The sequence below is a fragment of the Streptomyces sp. NPDC088747 genome, assembly GCF_044751025.1.
Taxonomy (GTDB): domain Bacteria; phylum Actinomycetota; class Actinomycetes; order Streptomycetales; family Streptomycetaceae; genus Streptomyces.
The window spans coordinates 373,965-390,752 of sequence record NZ_JBIVKZ010000004.1 but is presented as its reverse complement, the minus strand read 5'-3'; the positions used below and the strand labels follow the sequence as shown (position 1 = coordinate 390,752).

9 protein-coding genes are annotated in these 16,788 nt (G+C 71.7%); 5 read left to right on the top strand and 4 right to left on the bottom strand.

The features are described from left to right. Nucleotides 1-22 precede the first annotated feature (22 nt). Nucleotides 23-388 (bottom strand): DoxX family protein, encoded by a 366-nt coding sequence (locus tag ACIP79_RS12465; protein ID WP_401222440.1) that lies wholly within the window; start codon nt 386-388, stop codon nt 23-25. Between the two features lie 106 nt (nt 389-494). On the opposite strand from ACIP79_RS12465, the gene ACIP79_RS12460 reads away from it, so the two are divergent. Further along, on the top strand, nt 495-872 hold the full coding sequence (locus ACIP79_RS12460; protein ID WP_387178354.1) for a winged helix-turn-helix transcriptional regulator: 378 nt from the start codon (nt 495-497) through the stop codon (nt 870-872). 8 nt (nt 873-880) lie between these two features. Here ACIP79_RS12460 and ACIP79_RS12455 read toward each other — a convergent pair whose 3' ends face one another. Continuing rightward, a complete protein-coding gene (locus tag ACIP79_RS12455; RefSeq protein WP_401222439.1) occupies nt 881-1,783 on the bottom strand; it encodes an expansin EXLX1 family cellulose-binding protein in 903 nt (300 codons plus the stop codon). A 388-nt stretch (nt 1,784-2,171) separates the two neighbouring features. Here ACIP79_RS12455 and ACIP79_RS12450 point away from each other — a divergent pair, with 388 nt between their 5' ends. Both ACIP79_RS12450 and ACIP79_RS12445 read left to right on the top strand, forming a co-directional pair. After that, nucleotides 2,172-3,566: a serine/threonine-protein kinase gene (locus ACIP79_RS12450; RefSeq protein WP_401222437.1), complete on the top strand. Its 1,395-nt coding sequence runs from the start codon at nt 2,172-2,174 to the stop codon at nt 3,564-3,566. A gap of 123 nt (nt 3,567-3,689) precedes the next feature. After that, nucleotides 3,690-4,547 carry a DUF4232 domain-containing protein gene (locus ACIP79_RS12445; RefSeq protein WP_401222435.1) on the top strand — a complete coding sequence of 286 codons (858 nt, stop codon included), beginning with the start codon at nt 3,690-3,692 and terminating at the stop codon, nt 4,545-4,547. A 4-nt stretch (nt 4,548-4,551) separates the two neighbouring features. Here ACIP79_RS12445 and ACIP79_RS12440 read toward each other — a convergent pair whose 3' ends face one another. After that, nucleotides 4,552-6,495 (bottom strand): ricin-type beta-trefoil lectin domain protein, encoded by a 1,944-nt coding sequence (locus ACIP79_RS12440; protein WP_401222735.1) that lies wholly within the window; start codon nt 6,493-6,495, stop codon nt 4,552-4,554. A gap of 558 nt (nt 6,496-7,053) precedes the next feature. Next, nucleotides 7,054-8,022, bottom strand: a complete 969-nt coding sequence (locus ACIP79_RS12435; protein ID WP_401222433.1) for an aldo/keto reductase — start codon at nt 8,020-8,022, stop codon at nt 7,054-7,056. Nucleotides 8,023-8,393: 371 nt separating this feature from the next. Here ACIP79_RS12435 and ACIP79_RS12430 point away from each other — a divergent pair, with 371 nt between their 5' ends. Next, entirely contained in the window at nt 8,394-9,119 is a 726-nt protein-coding gene (locus ACIP79_RS12430) for a dienelactone hydrolase family protein (protein ID WP_401222733.1), read from the top strand. A gap of 584 nt (nt 9,120-9,703) precedes the next feature. Beyond that, nucleotides 9,704-16,783, top strand: coding sequence for an SDR family oxidoreductase (locus ACIP79_RS12425; protein ID WP_401222431.1), 7,080 nt, complete (start codon nt 9,704-9,706; stop codon nt 16,781-16,783). The last annotated feature ends 5 nt before the right edge of the window (nt 16,784-16,788 follow it).

The following is a 16,788-nucleotide window of genomic DNA, read 5'->3' as shown; positions in this document are numbered from 1 at the left end:
CGCCCGAGCGGGCCCCGCACGGTCAGAGCCAGCTGGTCCCCAGCCACACGGCCACAGCCGCGAGCGCCAGCAGCACGATGTTGAGCCCGATCTCCCGGACCTCGCCCCGGGACAGGTGCAGCGCCATACCCCCGATCTGCACCAGGACCAGACCGGCCGCCGCCGCGACGGCGAGCGGGACCGCGATGCCGGTGAGGGGCGGCAGGAGGAGACCGAGCGCGCCGAGAACCTCCAGGACGCCGATGAGTCTGACGAGAGGCAGGGGCACGGTGTCGACCCAGCCCATCATGGGACGCAGCTCATCCGGCGACTGCAGGATTTTCTTGCCTCCCGCGTAGACGTAGAACACGGCGAGAAGCGCGGCGACGATCCAGTACGCGACCTGCATGAATGACCCCCTGGGTGGGTTACGAACCGTAAGTGGCCTCATGATGTGTCACTGGCGGAAGGCTTACAAAAGGCACAGGGATGTGCCCAAGGCACAGGGAGTTGTCATGTCGCGGTACGAGCACACGTGCATGATCCGGGGAGACGGCGGCCGGGCGATCCGGGCGGTGCTCGACCGGATCTGCGACAAGTGGACGATGCTCGTCGTGGCCACCCTCGACGAGGGGCGGCTGCGCTTCACCGAACTGCACCGGAGCATCCCCGGCATCTCGCAGCGGATGCTCACCCTGACCCTGCGCCACCTGGAGCGGGACGGACTCGTCTCCCGCACCGTCTACGCGGAGGTCCCACCGCGCGTCGAGTACGCCCTCACGACCATGGGCAAGAGCCTCATCCAACCCGCCCTGACCCTCGCGAGCTGGGCCATCGAGCACAACGGACAGATTCAGGCGAGCAGGGAGACGTACGACGATCCCGCCACCTGACCCGGGGGTCAGTGCCTGGCGAACTGGGCACGCGTCGGCTGCGTGACGTCCGACCGGACGCCTATCCCGTCGATGGTGAGCCGTTCCCCGAAGATGTCGGTGACCCGGATCGCGCCGCCGCAGCCGGCGCCGTCCTCGGAGAGGAAGTAGTTGTAGCCGGTACGGGACAGCCGACGCCACGCGCCGCCGGCCGAGACCTCCAGCCGGGCGACGGGGTTGCGGTGGCCGATCACCTGGATACCGCACCAGTACTGGCTGGACCCCGTCTTGTACCGGACGGACATCACGCCGGGACTGCCGGGGCTCGCGAGCTGCCAGGTTATCGGGATCAGTCCGGCGTCGGGGTCGGCGAGCTCGGCGAAGGCCTCCGCGCTGAGGTCGATCTGTCCGGGCGCGCACTCCCCCGGACACTCGTTGGTGATACGGACCGTGACGGAACTCCCGTTGGCCGCACGGACGTTCACGTACGCCCCGCAGGCCTTGGCGGACTCGTAGTCGGTGGTGTTCATCGCCGCGGTCATGACGTCACCGCTCGGGTCGTACATGCACGCGCCACCACCGTCCGCGTCGTAGAAGGTGGCGACTCCCTTGTAGGTGACGCCTGGCCGTATGCGTCCCGCCAGCGCGGCGCCGGCGGGCACCGGCTGCGGGGCGGCGGTCGCCGAGGGCTTCGGCGACGCACTGGTCGCCGAGCGCCGGGGGCTCTTCGCGGACGGTTTCACGGAGGGGGTCGGCGTGCCGCTGGACGGGCCGGGGGAAGGCGTCGTGGGCCGGACGCTCGTCGGGGTTCCGGCGGTGGGCGTGGCCACGGAACGCTCGGAGTCGCTCTCCCGGTCGGAGAGAAGCACCGCGACCAGGGACACGACCACGACCACCGCGGCCGTGGCTACGAACAGCCAGCGTCTGTGCACCGGACCTCCTTGACGGCCACCAACCGTTGCCGCGAGTCACGGGCGCAGCGATCGTGCCAGAGCCTCGGGTGTGGCGGCAAGCCCGGTATACGTTCGTCCGGCGGCCCCAACCAGTCTTGCACCGGCCCGCCTTCGCCGAGTCGGACAGGAATCGTGCCGGGTCCGGACCGACGGTCCTCGGCTCCGCGGGCGGGACCACGGTCCGGCAGGATCGGCCGCCGACCTGGCGGGTAGGCTTCAAGAGCCCGCCCGTCGCCAGGAGCAGCAGCCCTTCCGTGGTCAGCGGCCATCGTGCCGCGCTCATGGCATCCGCCCCGCCTGGAGTGCACATGCCCGCTGGTGAACCCACGAGGCGGCCACGGACGCGAGGCCCTGGGCTGGGGCGTCCGTGCTGAGGGATCCCCTGGAGCGGATCGGCCGCTACCGCCTGGACCGGCGTCTGGGCGCCGGCGGCTTCGGCGTCGTCTGGCTCGCCCACGACGACGTCCTGGAAGCGCCCGTCGCCGTGAAGGTGCTGACCGAGAACTGGGTCGACCGGCTGGACGTCCGTGAACGCTTCCTCTCCGAGGCCCGGCTGCTGCGCCGCGCGGACTCGAACCGGGTCGTCCAGGTCTACGACATCGGTGAACTCCCGGACGGCAGGCCCTACTTCGTCCTGGAGTACGCCGACGGAGGCACCCTCGCCGACCGGGTCACCGCCGGACCGCTGCCGGTCGCCGAGGCCCTGCGGCTGACGGCGCTGGCGGCGCGCGGGGCGGCGGCGCTGCACGAGGCCGGCATCGTGCACCGGGACATCAAGCCGTCGAACGTCCTGCTGCGCTCCTCCCCCGGCGGTTCCCACCGCGTCCTGCTCGCCGACCTGGGCCTCGCCAAGAGCCTGGCCCAGGCGTCCGGCCTCACCCTGGCGGCGGGTTCTGCGGGGTACACGTCGCCCGAGCAGGCCGAACCCGGTTCCGGCATCGACGCGCGGGCCGACGTCTACAGTCTGGGCGCCCTCGGCTACCACCTCGTCACCGGCTCAGTCCCAGGACCGCCCGGCAAGGTCGTACGACCGGACCGGCTCCGCGGGGACCTGCCCCTGGACGTCCGGCGGGCGCTGCTGCGGGCGATGGAACCCGACCGCAAGCTGCGCTGGCCCAGCGCGTCGGCGTTCGCGGCGGAACTCGACCGGCTGGCGGCCGAGGTGGACTCGGCGGCCGGCCGGTCGCCCCGCCGCCGACGAGCCGTGCGCACGGGCCTCGCCGCCGCGGTAGCGATCACCGCGGTAGCGATCGCCGTGAGCGTCACCTCCGTGGTACTCACCCGCGACACCCCTTCGGAGACCGTCCGGGTACGGGACGGCTCGGGCCGGATCACGGCCGAGGTGCCCCGCGCGTGGAGCCGTCAGCTGCGCGACTCCGGATGGAATCCGAAGACCCTCGGTCTGCGCGACGGAACGGAACCCGGGCTGGCCATCGCGGACGACCTGGCGAGCTGGCAGGACCTGCGCTCCGGGGTCGACGGCGCGTTCATCGGTCTCAGCGAACAGGGCGATGTCACCGCCGAGGTCCGCGCGATCACCCACCCGGAGTGCCATTTCGGCGGCACCCGCACGTACACGGGCGCGCGCTGGCACGGTCTGATCCGGACCTGGGACGGCTGTCCGGGCGAAGCGGGCTCCCTTACGGAGGCGGGGCTCACTCCGACCGGCGGCGGGCAGCCGCAGGTGTACGTACAGATCCGGCAGGACAGCGGCGACGACGCGACGGAGCGGGTCCTCGACTCCGTGCGGGTCGCGGGCTGAATCGAATCGCCCACGGAAGCCGCGAACTTTTCGGCACTTCGGTGCATCGGACACTTATGACGGGGCAGGTGGCGCCGTGCGCACGCGTCGAGACGCGTGCGGTGACGATCAAGGAGTGGTGAGATGGCGACCTTCCGGCATGGCACGACAGAATCGAACCTGACGGGCGTGGACCCGACAGACGCGAACCTGACGGGCGCGGACCTGACGGGCGTGGACCTGGCCGACCCGGACCCGACGGGCGCGGTTCGCGCACGGCGTTTCCGCGGACAGCGTCTCCGCGCACGCCGTTCCCCGGCCCCCGCTCGGCTGGCGGCGCTGGTGGCGGGCCTCGCGATGGTGGGCCTGCTGTCCGCCTGCGGTTCCGACAGCAGCGCGAGCGGTACGGCTCAGACGCTTCCCGGCACGGCCGATCCCGTCTCGGGTGACCGGACCACGGCCGCCGGCGCGAGCACCGCCGCGAGTCCGTCCGACGACGCGACCGACGCCCCCGCCACACCCGCTTCCGGCACGAGCACGTCGGCGTCCTCCGCGCCCTCCACGTCGGGCGGCGGGGCCTCCAGCACCCGCTGCCACACGTCCGAACTGAGCGCGTCGATCGGCCGCAACGACCCCGGCGCCGGGCAGGAGAACTTCCCGGTCAACCTGACCAACACCTCGCAGCGGACCTGCACCCTGCGCGGCTTCCCCGGCGCGGCGTTCGTCGACGCGTCCGGCAAGCAGCTGGGAGCCGACCCGGAACGCTCCTCGGAGTCACCCACCACGGTGAAGCTCGCGCCGGGGAAGCAGGCGTGGGCCGGTCTGACGTTCTCCAACCCGGAGATCAGCGGGGCCCGTACGGCGACTCCCGCCGCGCTGCTGGTCACACCGCCCGACGAGAAGGACTCCCTCAAGGTGAAGTGGACCCAGGGCAAGGTGCCCGTCTCGGGTAACTCGTCGAGGTCGTCCCTGACGGTACTGCGCCCCGGCACCGGTTCCTGACGGGTCAGCGGCGGCCTCCCCCATAGCTGCCGTCGCCCCCGTAGCCATAGCCGTAGCCGTATTCGCCCCCGTAGCCGTAGCCGGGATCGCCGTACCGGCCTTCCCCGTAGCAGTAGTTGTAGGGGGAGGAGCAGTAGTCGTACGTCGGAGAGGGCGACGACGACGGGGCCGGCTCGGGGTTCGCGGGCGCCGGTGTCGCCGACCGCTCGGGGGTGGTTCTCGGCGACGGAGTCCTCGAAGGAGTGGGAGCGGGGTCGTCGACAGGTGCGTCGGACTCGCTGTCGGACTCGCTGTCGGCACCCCAGTTGACGACTTCCAGCTGGAGCGAGGGCGAGGTGGTGTCGAGAGTCCAGCGCTGGACCGCCTTGTTCTCGCGGACCTTGAGGACCAGAGCCGCTTCCTCGTCGGTGGACGCGGGGGTGAGGGCCAGGTCCTGGTTCCAGCGCGGGACGAGGGCGCCCTGGCGGGTGAAGTCGTAGCGCACGTTCTTGGTGCCAGGCTGCGATTCGCCCGTACAGAGGGCCAGTTTCACCGAGTAGCCGAGGTGGGAGTCGAGGCAGAGGTCGGGGTCGGCGACGTTGCGCAGCAGCCCGTCCTCCTCGTACGTCCACTGCTGGACCGACTTCGCGCCGCACGAGGTGAGTTCGGTCTCGGCGCCCTTGACGAGCCTGCCGCCGACGACGCCCACACACAGCCCGTTGGCGTTGTTGCGCAGCCGGCCTCCGACCATGCCGTTCCCTTCGTCCCCGGAGCCTATCCAGGAAGGGTTCTTGCCGGGCGCCTTGTCCGGGCCCGAACCGGACGTCCCCGAGGTTCCGTCGGCCATGTCCTGGCCGCCGGAGCTCAGTTGGGCCCACAGGATGAGCGGGATCAGGACCAGGGCGCTCACGGCCAGGACGGCGAGGGCGACGTTGCGGCGCCGCGGGGAACGCCGGTGGGCCTTGTGCGTCGACGGGCGGGAGTCTTTTCGGGTGCGGGCGCGCGGTGCCGTCCGAGGGGGCATGCTCGGGGGTCGCGGGGCGTCGGCCGGAAGATTCAGGTATACCGGTGGGGCGTCGGCAGGAGGGTTCGGATACTCCGTGGAGGCGTCGGCCGGGAGGTTCGAGTACTCCGTCGGTGCGGCTGCCGGGGGCCCGGGACTCTCGGTCACCTCGACGATCTCGGTGGTGCGTCCGCGCCTCGTCCGCAGATAGGCACCCGCGCCCCAGCCGAGCACGGCTTCGGCCAGTGGGAGGGCGAGTACACCGTTGAACCGGTCCAACTGGTCGGCGGCGTGGCGGCAGTGCTCGCATCTGGACATGTGGCGCCGGAGATCGGGGTCGAGGTCGGCGCCTCCGCGTCTGAGGGACACGTCGAGCATGCGGCTGTAGTGGCGGCACTCCTCCGCGGGGGCCAGCTCGCGGTGGATCTCCAGGCAACCCTCGCGCAGGCGCTCGCGGGCCCGGCGCAGTTCCACTACGGCGTCGTCCTCAACGATCCCCAACAAGGCGGCGGGTACGCGCAGTTGCTCCGCCTCCGCCTCGGTGTGCCAGAGCAGGCAGCGGGCCGGTTCCGGGAGCCGCTGGAAGGCCCGCGCCAGCAGGCGTCTGTTCTCGGGTGGAAGGAGCCGGGCCGCGGCCCGCCCGCCGCCGTCCGGGCCCGACCGCATTCCGGGTTCGAGCAGTCCGGCGCGCTGGTCCGTCAGCCACTCGGCGGCTATGCGCCGTACGGTCACCAGCAACTGCGGGCGCCATGCGGCCGTCGGCCCCGTCTGCCGCAGGGATTCCCCGAAGAGTCTCGTGAATGTGGCCGTCGTGAGCATTCCGGCGGGGCGCGTACCGATCGTGCACAGTCGCGCGTAAGAGAAGACGGGTTCCCAGTGCCGATCCAGTAGTTCACCGACCGGATAGTTCGCCGGCGCGTTCCCCAGACTCTTCTTCAGCTCGTCGGCAAGCCGCTCGTCCGACACCTCGAACAAGCGAGCTAGTCTTGGGGAATTGGGCAATGGTGCGTCATTCACGTCCGCTTTCCTCCCAAAGGTAACGCAGGAAAAAGTCCATACCAATGGGTATGTAGCCCACCCGTCGAGGCCGGGGGGACTACCCATGGGGGGTCGCACCGCGTACGGCCACCTCAGGCGGCTCTCGTGGAGCGAGGGGCGGACGAGTGCGCCGTACGCGCACAGAAGGAAGCGATATTGTCTGCACGCCGACAACGCCCACCTTTGCACAGAGTGACGAGTCGAAACAAGCAGTCTCGTGATTTTCCGTTTACCGCCATGAGCCCGGATATTGACGAAAGGTCAGCCGAGGGGGTCCACAAATGAATTTCGGATTCCCGGCGCGACCCGGTCTGCCTCGTTCGAGCCGGCCACACCGTTCGCCGGACGATCACGTCCGCCACCCGATAGACATCGGCGCGCTCATTGCCGTATCGACATGCTCATGCAATGCGGTGGGGCATTGGGAGCGCTCCCAATGCCCCATTCCTTTAGCTCGTCGGCGGCCCGGCGCCGCGGCGCGCGCCTTCAGTGGCCGCTGATCGCCCGTGGCGTGTACGGCCGCTCCAGTTCCTCGGTCTCCTTCTCCGTCAGTTCCACGGAGAGCGCGGCCACCGCGTCCTCGACGTGCAGGGGCTTCGTGGCACCGACGACGGGCGAGGCCACCGTGCTCTGGTGCAGCAGCCAGGCGAGGGCGATCCGGGCGCGCGGCACGTCGCGCGCGGCGGCGATCCGGGCGACGGCGTCGACGATCTCGTGATCGCCGTCCGGGTAGAGGTTCCTGCCGTACTCGTCGGCCCGGCTGCGCGCGGTCGTGATGTCCCAGTCCCGGGTGAGCCGGCCGCGGGCCAGCGGACTCCAGGGCAGGACGCCGACGCCCTGGTCCGCGCAGACCGGGAGCATCTCGCGTTCCTCCTCGCGGTAGAGCAGGTTGTAGTGGTTCTGCATGGAGACGAACCGCGTCCAGCCGTTCAGCCTGGCCGTGTACTGCGCCTTGGAGAACTGCCAGGCGTACATCGAACTCGCCCCGATGTAGCGGGCCTTGCCCGCCTTGACCACGTCGTTCAGGGCCTCCATCGTCTCCTCGACGGGGGTGGCGGGGTCGAAGCGGTGGATCTGGTAGAGGTCGACGTAGTCGGTGTCCAGCCGGCGCAGGCTGTTGTCGATCTCCGTCATGATCGCTTTGCGGGACAGCCCGCGGGAGTTGGGGCCCCCGTGCATCGCGCCGTTGACCTTGGTGGCGATGACGACCTCGTCACGGCGCGCCAGATCCGCCAGCACCCTGCCGACGATCTCCTCACTGGTGCCGTCCGAGTACACGTTCGCGGTGTCGAAGAAGTTGATCCCGGCGTCCAGCGCCTGGCGGATCAACGGTCGTGCCGCCTCTTCGTCGAGGGTCCACTCGTGCACTCCGCGATCGGGAAGCCCGAAGCTCATGCAGCCCAGGCAGATCCGCGACACGTCCAGGCCCGTCGAACCGAGCTTCACGTACTGCATGCTCACTCCTGCTCTCCATGCCGGTGGGGGTGAGGCCCGGCGCGGCAGCGGTGCTCGGACCGCGGTCAAGACCTTCTGAAGAGCCATTCCCGGTCGCGGACGCCTTAGGCCCTTGTCGTCGCGGACGCCTCGGACCCTGTGCGGAACGGCCAGGGACATCCGGCAACGGAGCCTCCGAGAAAACCCGTTGGCGGATCACGGCGACCGCTGCTACTTTCCCGGAGGCCGTGCGAGAGAACCAGGAGGTGGTACCCGTGAACCAATTGTCGACATGGGTGCTCCCCTCCGGGGTCACGGTCGGACGATAGGTCGTCCGGGAGCGCCGCTCACGAGCGCTTCCGAAAGGCACGACCATGCACTTCACGTCCAGCATGCACTTCACGTCCGAACAGCGCCTCGACGACGGCGTCCTCGAACGGGAGTTCACCCTCGGGGAGATCCCCGGCACCCTGTGGACGCCCGAATCCGCAACCCCGGCTCCACTGGTCCTGATGGCCCACAACAACGGCCTGCCCAAGGCCGAGCCCCGGCTGGTGGCCCGCGCCCGGCGAACCGCGGCGCACGGCTACGCGGTGGCGAGCATCGACGCCACCGGGTGCGGTGACCGCCCCCGCTCCGCCGCGGCCGAGCAGGCCCGCGCCGACCTCCGCCAGGCGATGCGGGCCGGCGACCCGGTCGAGGAGATCTTCGAGTCCCTCATCGGCCCCATGATCGAGAACGCGGTCCCGGACTGGCTGACCACTCTGGACGCCCTCCTCGAACTGCCCGGGATCGGCGGCCCGGTCGGGTACTCCGGAGGGTGGGCCGCCCTCGGTATTCGACTGACGCTGGTCGAGCCGCGCATCGTGGCCGCGGGCTTCTTCGCCGGGGGGTACGTGCCCCGCGCCCAGCGCGAGGAGGCCAGGCAGGTCGGCGTTCCGCTGCTGTTCCTGCTGCAGTGGGACGACGAGGGCAACCCCCGGCAGCGGGCCCTGGACCTCTTCGACGCCTTCGGCAGCAAGGAGAAGACGCTGCACGCCAATCCGGGCGGGCACACCGGCACCCCGTGGTTCGAGCTGGAGGACGGACTCCGGTTCTTCGACCGGCACCTGAAGTAGGACGGGCCGCCCAGGCCGGCGGATGTCCGTCCGCCGGCCTGGGCGCGGGTTCGGAACAAGAGCTTGATCTCGTTTACCGCCGCGTCACGCCGACCCCCGGGACAAAGATGCCGTCGAGGGGGCGGAACAGGACCGTTCCGGACATTGCGAAGGCGACCATAAAAGCCGAAGTGTCGGATCCCACCCTTTTAAGGAAGGGCGAGTTTCGGTTATGTGAAGAAAAACTTGTTCCACATTCAATTTGACTGACCGAAAACAATCCCTTGCCCGGCGAACCGGCGGGTACTAGTTTCTGACGGTATGTCAAGTCAGCTCGGGGGCAGGCGAGTTGGGACAGAGAGGGGCAAGAGCGAACGACTGACCAGCTCCACGTGTGCTCCTGGTGGAAGCCTGGTTACCAGTTGGTAAGACAGCTTCCCGGGGCTGTGTCGCGGACGTTAAATAACGCATGCCCGCGGCCCTTTGGGTGTTTGACTTTCACAAGGGTGCGCAATGACTATGAGCGGGCCGCGCACCGAAGTCGCTGCGCGTTCCAGCGCTCTCCCCCCACTCACCCTCACCCTTGTGTGATTTGGAGCGTTCGCGTGCCTGTGCCGAATTTCGCTACTTCCGGGCTGTTCGCTGTCGAAGACATTGTCATCGCCGTCAACCCGTTCGCCGTCGCGTCGGCACGGCTCACCGCCGCCGCCGTGCGCGCCGGTGGTCTGGGGGTGCTCGACCTCACCTCGGGCGGGCGCCGCGCGGCGGAACAACTCGCGCTCGCCGAGGAGTGGTCGGCCACCGGATTCGGCGTACGGCTGGCCGACACCGCCGCCTTCCCCGCACGGGACCTCCCCGCCGCCGTGCACACGGTCCTGCTGACCACCGACGCCGCGTGCACGCCCGCCGAGTTCCCCGGCCGCCGTGTGCTCGTCGAGGTGACCGGTCGCGAGCAGGCCGTACGAGCCGCGGCGGCAGGGGCGCACGGGCTGATCGCCCGGGGCCACGAGGCCGGCGGCCCGATGGGCGAACTGAGCACCTTCGTCCTGGTCCAACAGCTCCTCGACGATGCCGAGCTGGACCTGCCGGTCTGGGCCTGCGGCGGCGCGGGACAGCACACCGCGGCGGCCGTCGTCGCCGGTGGCGGCGCGGGTGTCGTCCTGGACACCCAGCTCGCGCTGCTCACCGAGGCCGAGGCCGAACTGCCCGCGGGCACCGCCACCTTGCTCGCCGGGCTCGACGGGTCCGAGACCAGCGTCGAGGACGGCCGCCGCGTCGTACGCCGCCGCAGACCCGGCACCGTGCCCGCCGAGGAGGACTCCGCGCCGCCCGAGATCGGCCAGGACGGCTTCCTCGCGGCCCGCTTCCGGGACCGGTGGGGCACCGTCCACGCGGCCGTGCGCGGCGTACGCGACGCGGTCCTCGACGCGCTCGGGAACGCGGGCCCCGCGCTCACTCCCGACGGCGCGGACAGCCGGCTCACGGGAACCCGACTCCCCGTGGCCCAGGGGCCGATGACCAGGGTGAGCGACCAGGCCGCGTTCGCCGCCGAGGTGAGCCGCGCGGGCGCGCTGCCCTTCATCGCCCTCGCGCTCTCCGGCGCCGACCGGACCCGCGCCGTCCTGGAGGAGACCCGGGACGCGCTCGGCGACCGGCCGTGGGGGGTCGGCGTCCTCGGATTCGCCGACGAGGACATCAAGGCCGCCCAGCTCGACGTCGTACGGGAACTGCGCCCCTCCCACGCCATCATCGCGGGCGGCCGTCCCGCCCAGGCCGTCGCACTGGAGGACGTGGGCATCTCCACGTTCCTGCACGTGCCCTCGCCCGGCCTGCTGAAGCAGTTCCTGGAGGCGGGCGCCCGCAAGTTCGTCTTCGAGGGCGCCGAGTGCGGCGGCCACGTCGGACCGCGCAACAGCTTCCCCCTGTGGGAGGCACAACTCGGTGTACTCGAAGACTTCCTGGCGGGGAAGAGGACCGCCGATGCCGCCGAACTGCGACTGCTGTTCGCCGGCGGAGTGCACGACGAACGGTCCGCCGCCATGGTGACCGCACTCGCGGCGCCGCTCAGCGCGCGGGGTGCGGCGGTGGGCGTACTGATGGGCACGGCGTATCTGTTCACCGAGGAGGCCGTGTCCGCGGGAGCGGTGCTGCCGCTGTTCCAGCGGCAGGTCGTCGACGCGCGGAGCACCGACCTCCTGGAGACCGCTCCCGGGCATGCCACCCGCTGTGTGAGCAGCCCGTTCACCGACGAGTTCGCCGCCGTCAAGGAGGACCTGGCCGCGCGCGGGACACCCGGCCGGGAGGCCTGGGAGCAGTTGGAGCGACTCAACGTCGGGCGGCTGCGGCTGGCGAGCAAGGGCATCGAGCGGACCGGGGGCGCACTGAGCGCCGTCGGTGAGGAACGGCAGCTCGCCGAGGGGATGTTCATGGCCGGCGAGGTCGCCGTGCTGCGCTCCGCGGTGACCACCGTCGACGCGCTGCACACCGCGGTCACCACCGGCGCGGCGGACTTCCTCGCGGAGCGGCTGCGCGGTCTCGGCATCGAGGACACGGCCGCCCCGCCCGCCCCCGAGCCCCTCGACATCGCCATCGTCGGCATGGCCTGCATGTTCCCCGGCGCTCCCGACCTCGCCACCTTCTGGGCGAACGTGCTCGCGGGCAAGGACGCGGTGACCGAGGTGCCCGCGACCCGCTGGGACGCGGACCTCTACCACGACCCGGCCGGCGCGGGTGAGAAGACGCCGTCCCGCTGGGGCGGATTCCTCCCCGAGATCCCCTTCGAGCCACTGCGGTACGGGATTCCGCCCGCCTCTCTGCCCGCGATCGAGCCCGTGCAGTTACTGGCTCTCGAAGCCGCGCACCGCGCACTGGAGGACTCCGGTTACGGGAGCCGGCCCTTCGACCGGGCCCGCGCCTCGGTCGTGTTCGGCGCGGAGGCCGGCAGCGACCTGTCGAACGCCATGACGCTGCGTTCCGTGCTCCCCGCCTATCTCGGGGTCCTGCCGGCCGCGCTCGACGAACAGTTGCCGCGGCTGACCGAGGACTCCTTCCCGGGCATTCTCGCCAACGTCATCTCCGGCCGGATCGCCAACCGCCTCGACCTCGGCGGCGCCAACTACACGGTGGACGCGGCCTGCGCCTCCTCACTCACCGCGGTCGACGTGGCGTGCAAGGAACTGGCGTCCGGCACCAGCGACCTGGTGTTGTGCGGCGGCGCCGACCTGCACAACGGCATCAACGACTACCTGCTCTTCGCGTCCGCGCACGCCCTGTCGCCCTCCGGCCGCTCCGCCCCCTTCGACAGCACGGCGGACGGCATCGCACTCGGCGAGGGCGTCGGCTGCGTCGTGCTGAAGCGGCTGTCCGACGCCGAGCGTGACGGCGACCGGGTGTACGCGGTCATCAAGGGGGTCGGCAGCGCCAGCGACGGCCGGGCGCTCGGACTCACCGCGCCCCGGCCCGAGGGCCAGTACAACGCGCTGACCCGGGCCTACCGCAACGCGGGCATCTCACCCGCCGAGGTGGGTCTCGTCGAGGCGCACGGCACCGGCACCGTCGTCGGGGACCGCACCGAACTCGGCTCCCTCACCAAGGTGTTCGAGGACGCCGGTGCCCAGCCCGGAGGTTGCGCGCTCGGCTCGGTCAAGTCGCAGATCGGGCACACCAAGTGCGCGGCCGGACTCGCCGGGCTCATCAAGACCTCGCTCGCCCTGCACACCGGTGTGAAGCCGCCGACCCTGCACCTCACCGAGCCGAATCCGGCCTGGGACGAGCGGAGCAGCCCGTTCGCCTTCCTCACCGAGGCCCGCCCCTGGACGGCCGCTCCGGCCGAACGGGTCGCGGGAGTCAGCGCCTTCGGCTTCGGCGGCACCAACTTCCACGTCGTGCTGCGCGCCCACCAGGACGGGCCGCCGCCCGCCGCGTCGGCCCAGCGGTGGCCCGCCGAGCTGTTCACCTTCCGCGGTTCGGACCGGGCCACCGCCGCACGCGACGCGGCCGACCTGCTGGCGCTCGTGGAGGCGGATCCCGGGCCGTACGAGCCGTGGCGGCTGCGGGACTTCGCGCTGAGCGCGTCACGGCGGGCCGAGTCCGTGGCGGCTCGTGGCGCACGGGTCCGGATCGCGCTCGTGGCCGAGTCGACCGAGGAGCTTGCGGCGCTGCTGCGCCGGGCCGTGGCGGGTGAACACGCCCCGAAGGAAGGCCTGTTCGCGGCCGACGAGACGGAGCCGGGCGAACTGGCGCTGCTCTTCCCCGGTCAGGGCAGCCAGCGGCCCGGGATGTTCGCCGAGCTGTTCGTGGCCTTCCCCGAACTCCAGCGCGTCCTGCGGCTCGACGAGGAGACCGCCCGCGTCCTCTTCCCACCGAGCGCCTTCGACGACAAGGGCCGCGCCGAGCAGCAGGAGCGGATCACCGACACCAACTTCGCGCAGCCCGCCCTCGGTCTCACCGCCCTCGCCGCTCACCAGCTCCTCGCGCGGGCCGGCGTACGTCCCGCGATGGCCGCCGGGCACAGCTACGGAGAGCTGGCCGCCCTGGCGGCGGCGGGCGCCCTGGCACCCGAGGAGCTGCTGCGGGTCAGCCGTGAGCGGGCCGCCGCCATCCTGGCCGCCACCGGCGACGGTGACCCCGGCACGATGGCCGCCGTCTCGGGCGGCGAGCCGGAGGTCGCGGCGGCCCTGGCGGAGGCGGGACTCGCCACCTCCGTGGTGACGGCGAACCGCAACTCGCCCCAGCAGACGGTGATCTCGGGCCCCACCGAGGACGTGCTCACCGCCGTGGAGCGGCTGCGCGCGCAAGGGCTCGGAGCCAAGCGGATCCCGGTGGCGTGCGCGTTCCACAGTCCGCTGGTCGCCGCGGCGGGCGAGGCGTTCGCCGAGGTGCTCGCCGAAGTCCCCTTCGGCGCCACCGACTTCCCCGTGTGGTCCAACCGCACCGCGCGGCGCTACCCCGGGACGGCCGAGGGGATCCGGGCCGAACTGGCCGCCCAGATCGGCGCACCCGTCCGGTTCGCCGACCAGATCGAGGCCATGTACGAGGCCGGGGCGAGGATCTTCGTCGAGGCGGGACCCGGTTCGACGCTCACCCACCTGGTGGGGAAGATCCTCGGCGACCGGCCGCACCGCACGGTCGCGCTGGAGAGCGGTCCGCGCAGGGGGCTCACCGGATTCCTCGCCGCGCTCGCCCAACTGGCCGTCGCCGGGGCCGACATCAGGACCGCCTGGCTCTTCCAGGGCCGGGACGCGGTCCCCGCCGACGCCCGCGCCGTACGCCGCAGGCGCGCCGCCTGGACGGTCGACGGCCATCTGCTCCGCTCGGCGGACGGCGCGCTGCCCGCCGCCGCCCTCCACCCCGCCCGACGTGTCCCGGAGGCCCTCGTGACCCACAGCACGTCAGCCGGACCGGTGGCCGCGACCGGCTCCGAGGCACTGATCAGCGAGTTCCTGCGGACGAGCCGGGAGATGATCGCGGCCCAGCGGGACGTGATGCTGGGCTACCTGGGCACGGATCCGGGTGTACGGCCGGCCGCTCCCGCCCCGATCGCGTACGCGGACACCCCCGTCACCGTGACCGCGCTGCCCGCAGTCCCCTCTCCGCGTCCCGCCACGGAGGCGATATCGGCCGTGCCGACCGCGCCCGCGGGTGTCCCGGTGCTGTCGCTCGTCCTCGAAGTGATCGGCGAACGGACCGGCTACCCCGTCGACATGATCGAACCCGACCTCGACCTCGAAGCCGACCTCAGCGTCGACTCCATCAAACGCGCCGAGATCGCCGGAGAACTCGCCGGACGACTCGGACTCACCACGACCGGCGACACCGACGTGGAAGAGCTCGCGAAAGCCCGTACCGCCGCCGCCATCACCGCACTGCTCGAACGGGCCACCGGGCCCGGAACCGCTCCCGCCCCGGCTTCCGTCGCCATCGCCGGATCCGCCGTGCCGACCGCCGAAGCCGTCCTCGCTCTCGTCCTCGAAGTGATCGGCGAACGGACCGGCTACCCCGTCGACATGATCGAACCCGACCTCGACCTCGAAGCCGATCTCAGCGTCGACTCCATCAAACGCGCCGAGATCGCCGGAGAACTCGCCGGACGACTCGGACTCACCGCGACGAGCGACACCGACGTGGAGGAGCTCGCGAAGGCGCGTACGGCAGGGGGTATCGCCGCGCTGGTGACGGGCGTCGGGGGTGGGGAGGCCGAGTCGGGGCCGGTGGACCCGGTGGACATCGTCCCGGCCGGATCCGCCGCCGCTGTCGTGGTGGCTCCCAAGCGTCTCGTCATGCGGGAGTTCGACCTCGCGCCGGCCGGCCCGGCGGAGGGCGAACTGGCCGGAAGCAGCTTCCTGGTACTCGGCGACGGACCGGTGGCCGAGGCGTTGGCCGCGAGCCTTCCCGCACACGGCGCCGAGGTCCTGAACGCCGAAGAGCCCCCGGCAGGCCGCCGCTTCGACGGGCTCATCCACCTCGTCGCACCGGACGCCCCGCCCGTGCTGCCGTACGCCTTCGCCGCCTATCAACAGGTGCTGGCGGACAACCCGCGCTGGATCCTGGCGGCCGGGGCCTCGCCCGGACTGCGCGGATTCTTCCGGTCGGTGGCGCGCGAGTACCCCGACGCCGTCGCCCGGGTCGTCGAGCACTCCCCCGGCACCGCGCCCGAGGACGTCGCCGCCGATCTGGTCGCCGAGCTCACCGCGCCCGACCGCGAGCCGGTCGTCCTGCGTTCACCCGGCGCCCGCCGCGGACTGCGCATGGCCGAGGAAGGCCTTGGCCTGCTCGGCAGTACGGGCGCGGGACCGGCCGGTGACGGCGCCGCCGAGGCGGTGGCACTCGGCCTCGACCCCGATTCCGTCGTACTCCTGGTGGGCGGCGCGCGCGGGATCACCGCCCGCTTCGCCGCCAACCTCGCCGGGGCGAGCCGCTGCCGGATCGAGCTGTTCGGCCGGACCGCACTCCCCGACGGAGAGGAGGACCCCGCGCTCGCCGCCGCGGGCACCACGGGCGAGCTGCGTACGGCGCTCATCGCGAGCGGGCTGCGGGTCCCGGCCGAGATCGAGCGGGCGATCGGCCGGATCCAGGCCGAACGCGAGGTACGCGAAACGCTGCGCAAGCTCGCCGCGCTCGGCTCCCAGGTGCGCTACCGCGCCGTTGACGCCCTGGACGCCGACGCCGTGCGCGGAGCGGTCAAGGAGATCCACGCCGAGCACGGCAGGCTCGACGGTGTCGTGTACGCGGCCGGGGTGATCGAGGACAAGCTGATCGCGGAGAAGACCCCGGAGTCCTACGACAGGGTGTTCCGCACGAAGGCCGACGGGGCGCGCGAACTACTCGACGCCATAAGTGAGTTGCCCGACGGGCCACGGTTCGTGGTGCTGTTCGGCAGCATCGCGGCGGCCCTCGGCAACCGCGGCCAGTCCGACTACGCCGCCGCCAACGACGCCCTGGAGACCCTCGGTGCCCGCTGGGCCGGCGAGGGTGCGGGCCGCCGGGGGCTGACCGTGCACTGGGGCCCGTGGGCGCCCGTGGGCGACGGCAACCACGGCATGGTCACGCCCGAGCTGATGCGGCACTACGCGGGCCGGGGCATCCAGCTCATCGACCCCGACGAGGGCACCATGAGTCTGCTGCGCGAACTGGCCTGGGGCCCCGAGGGCGACACCGCCGTCGTCTACACCGCCTCCGGCTGGTGAACCGG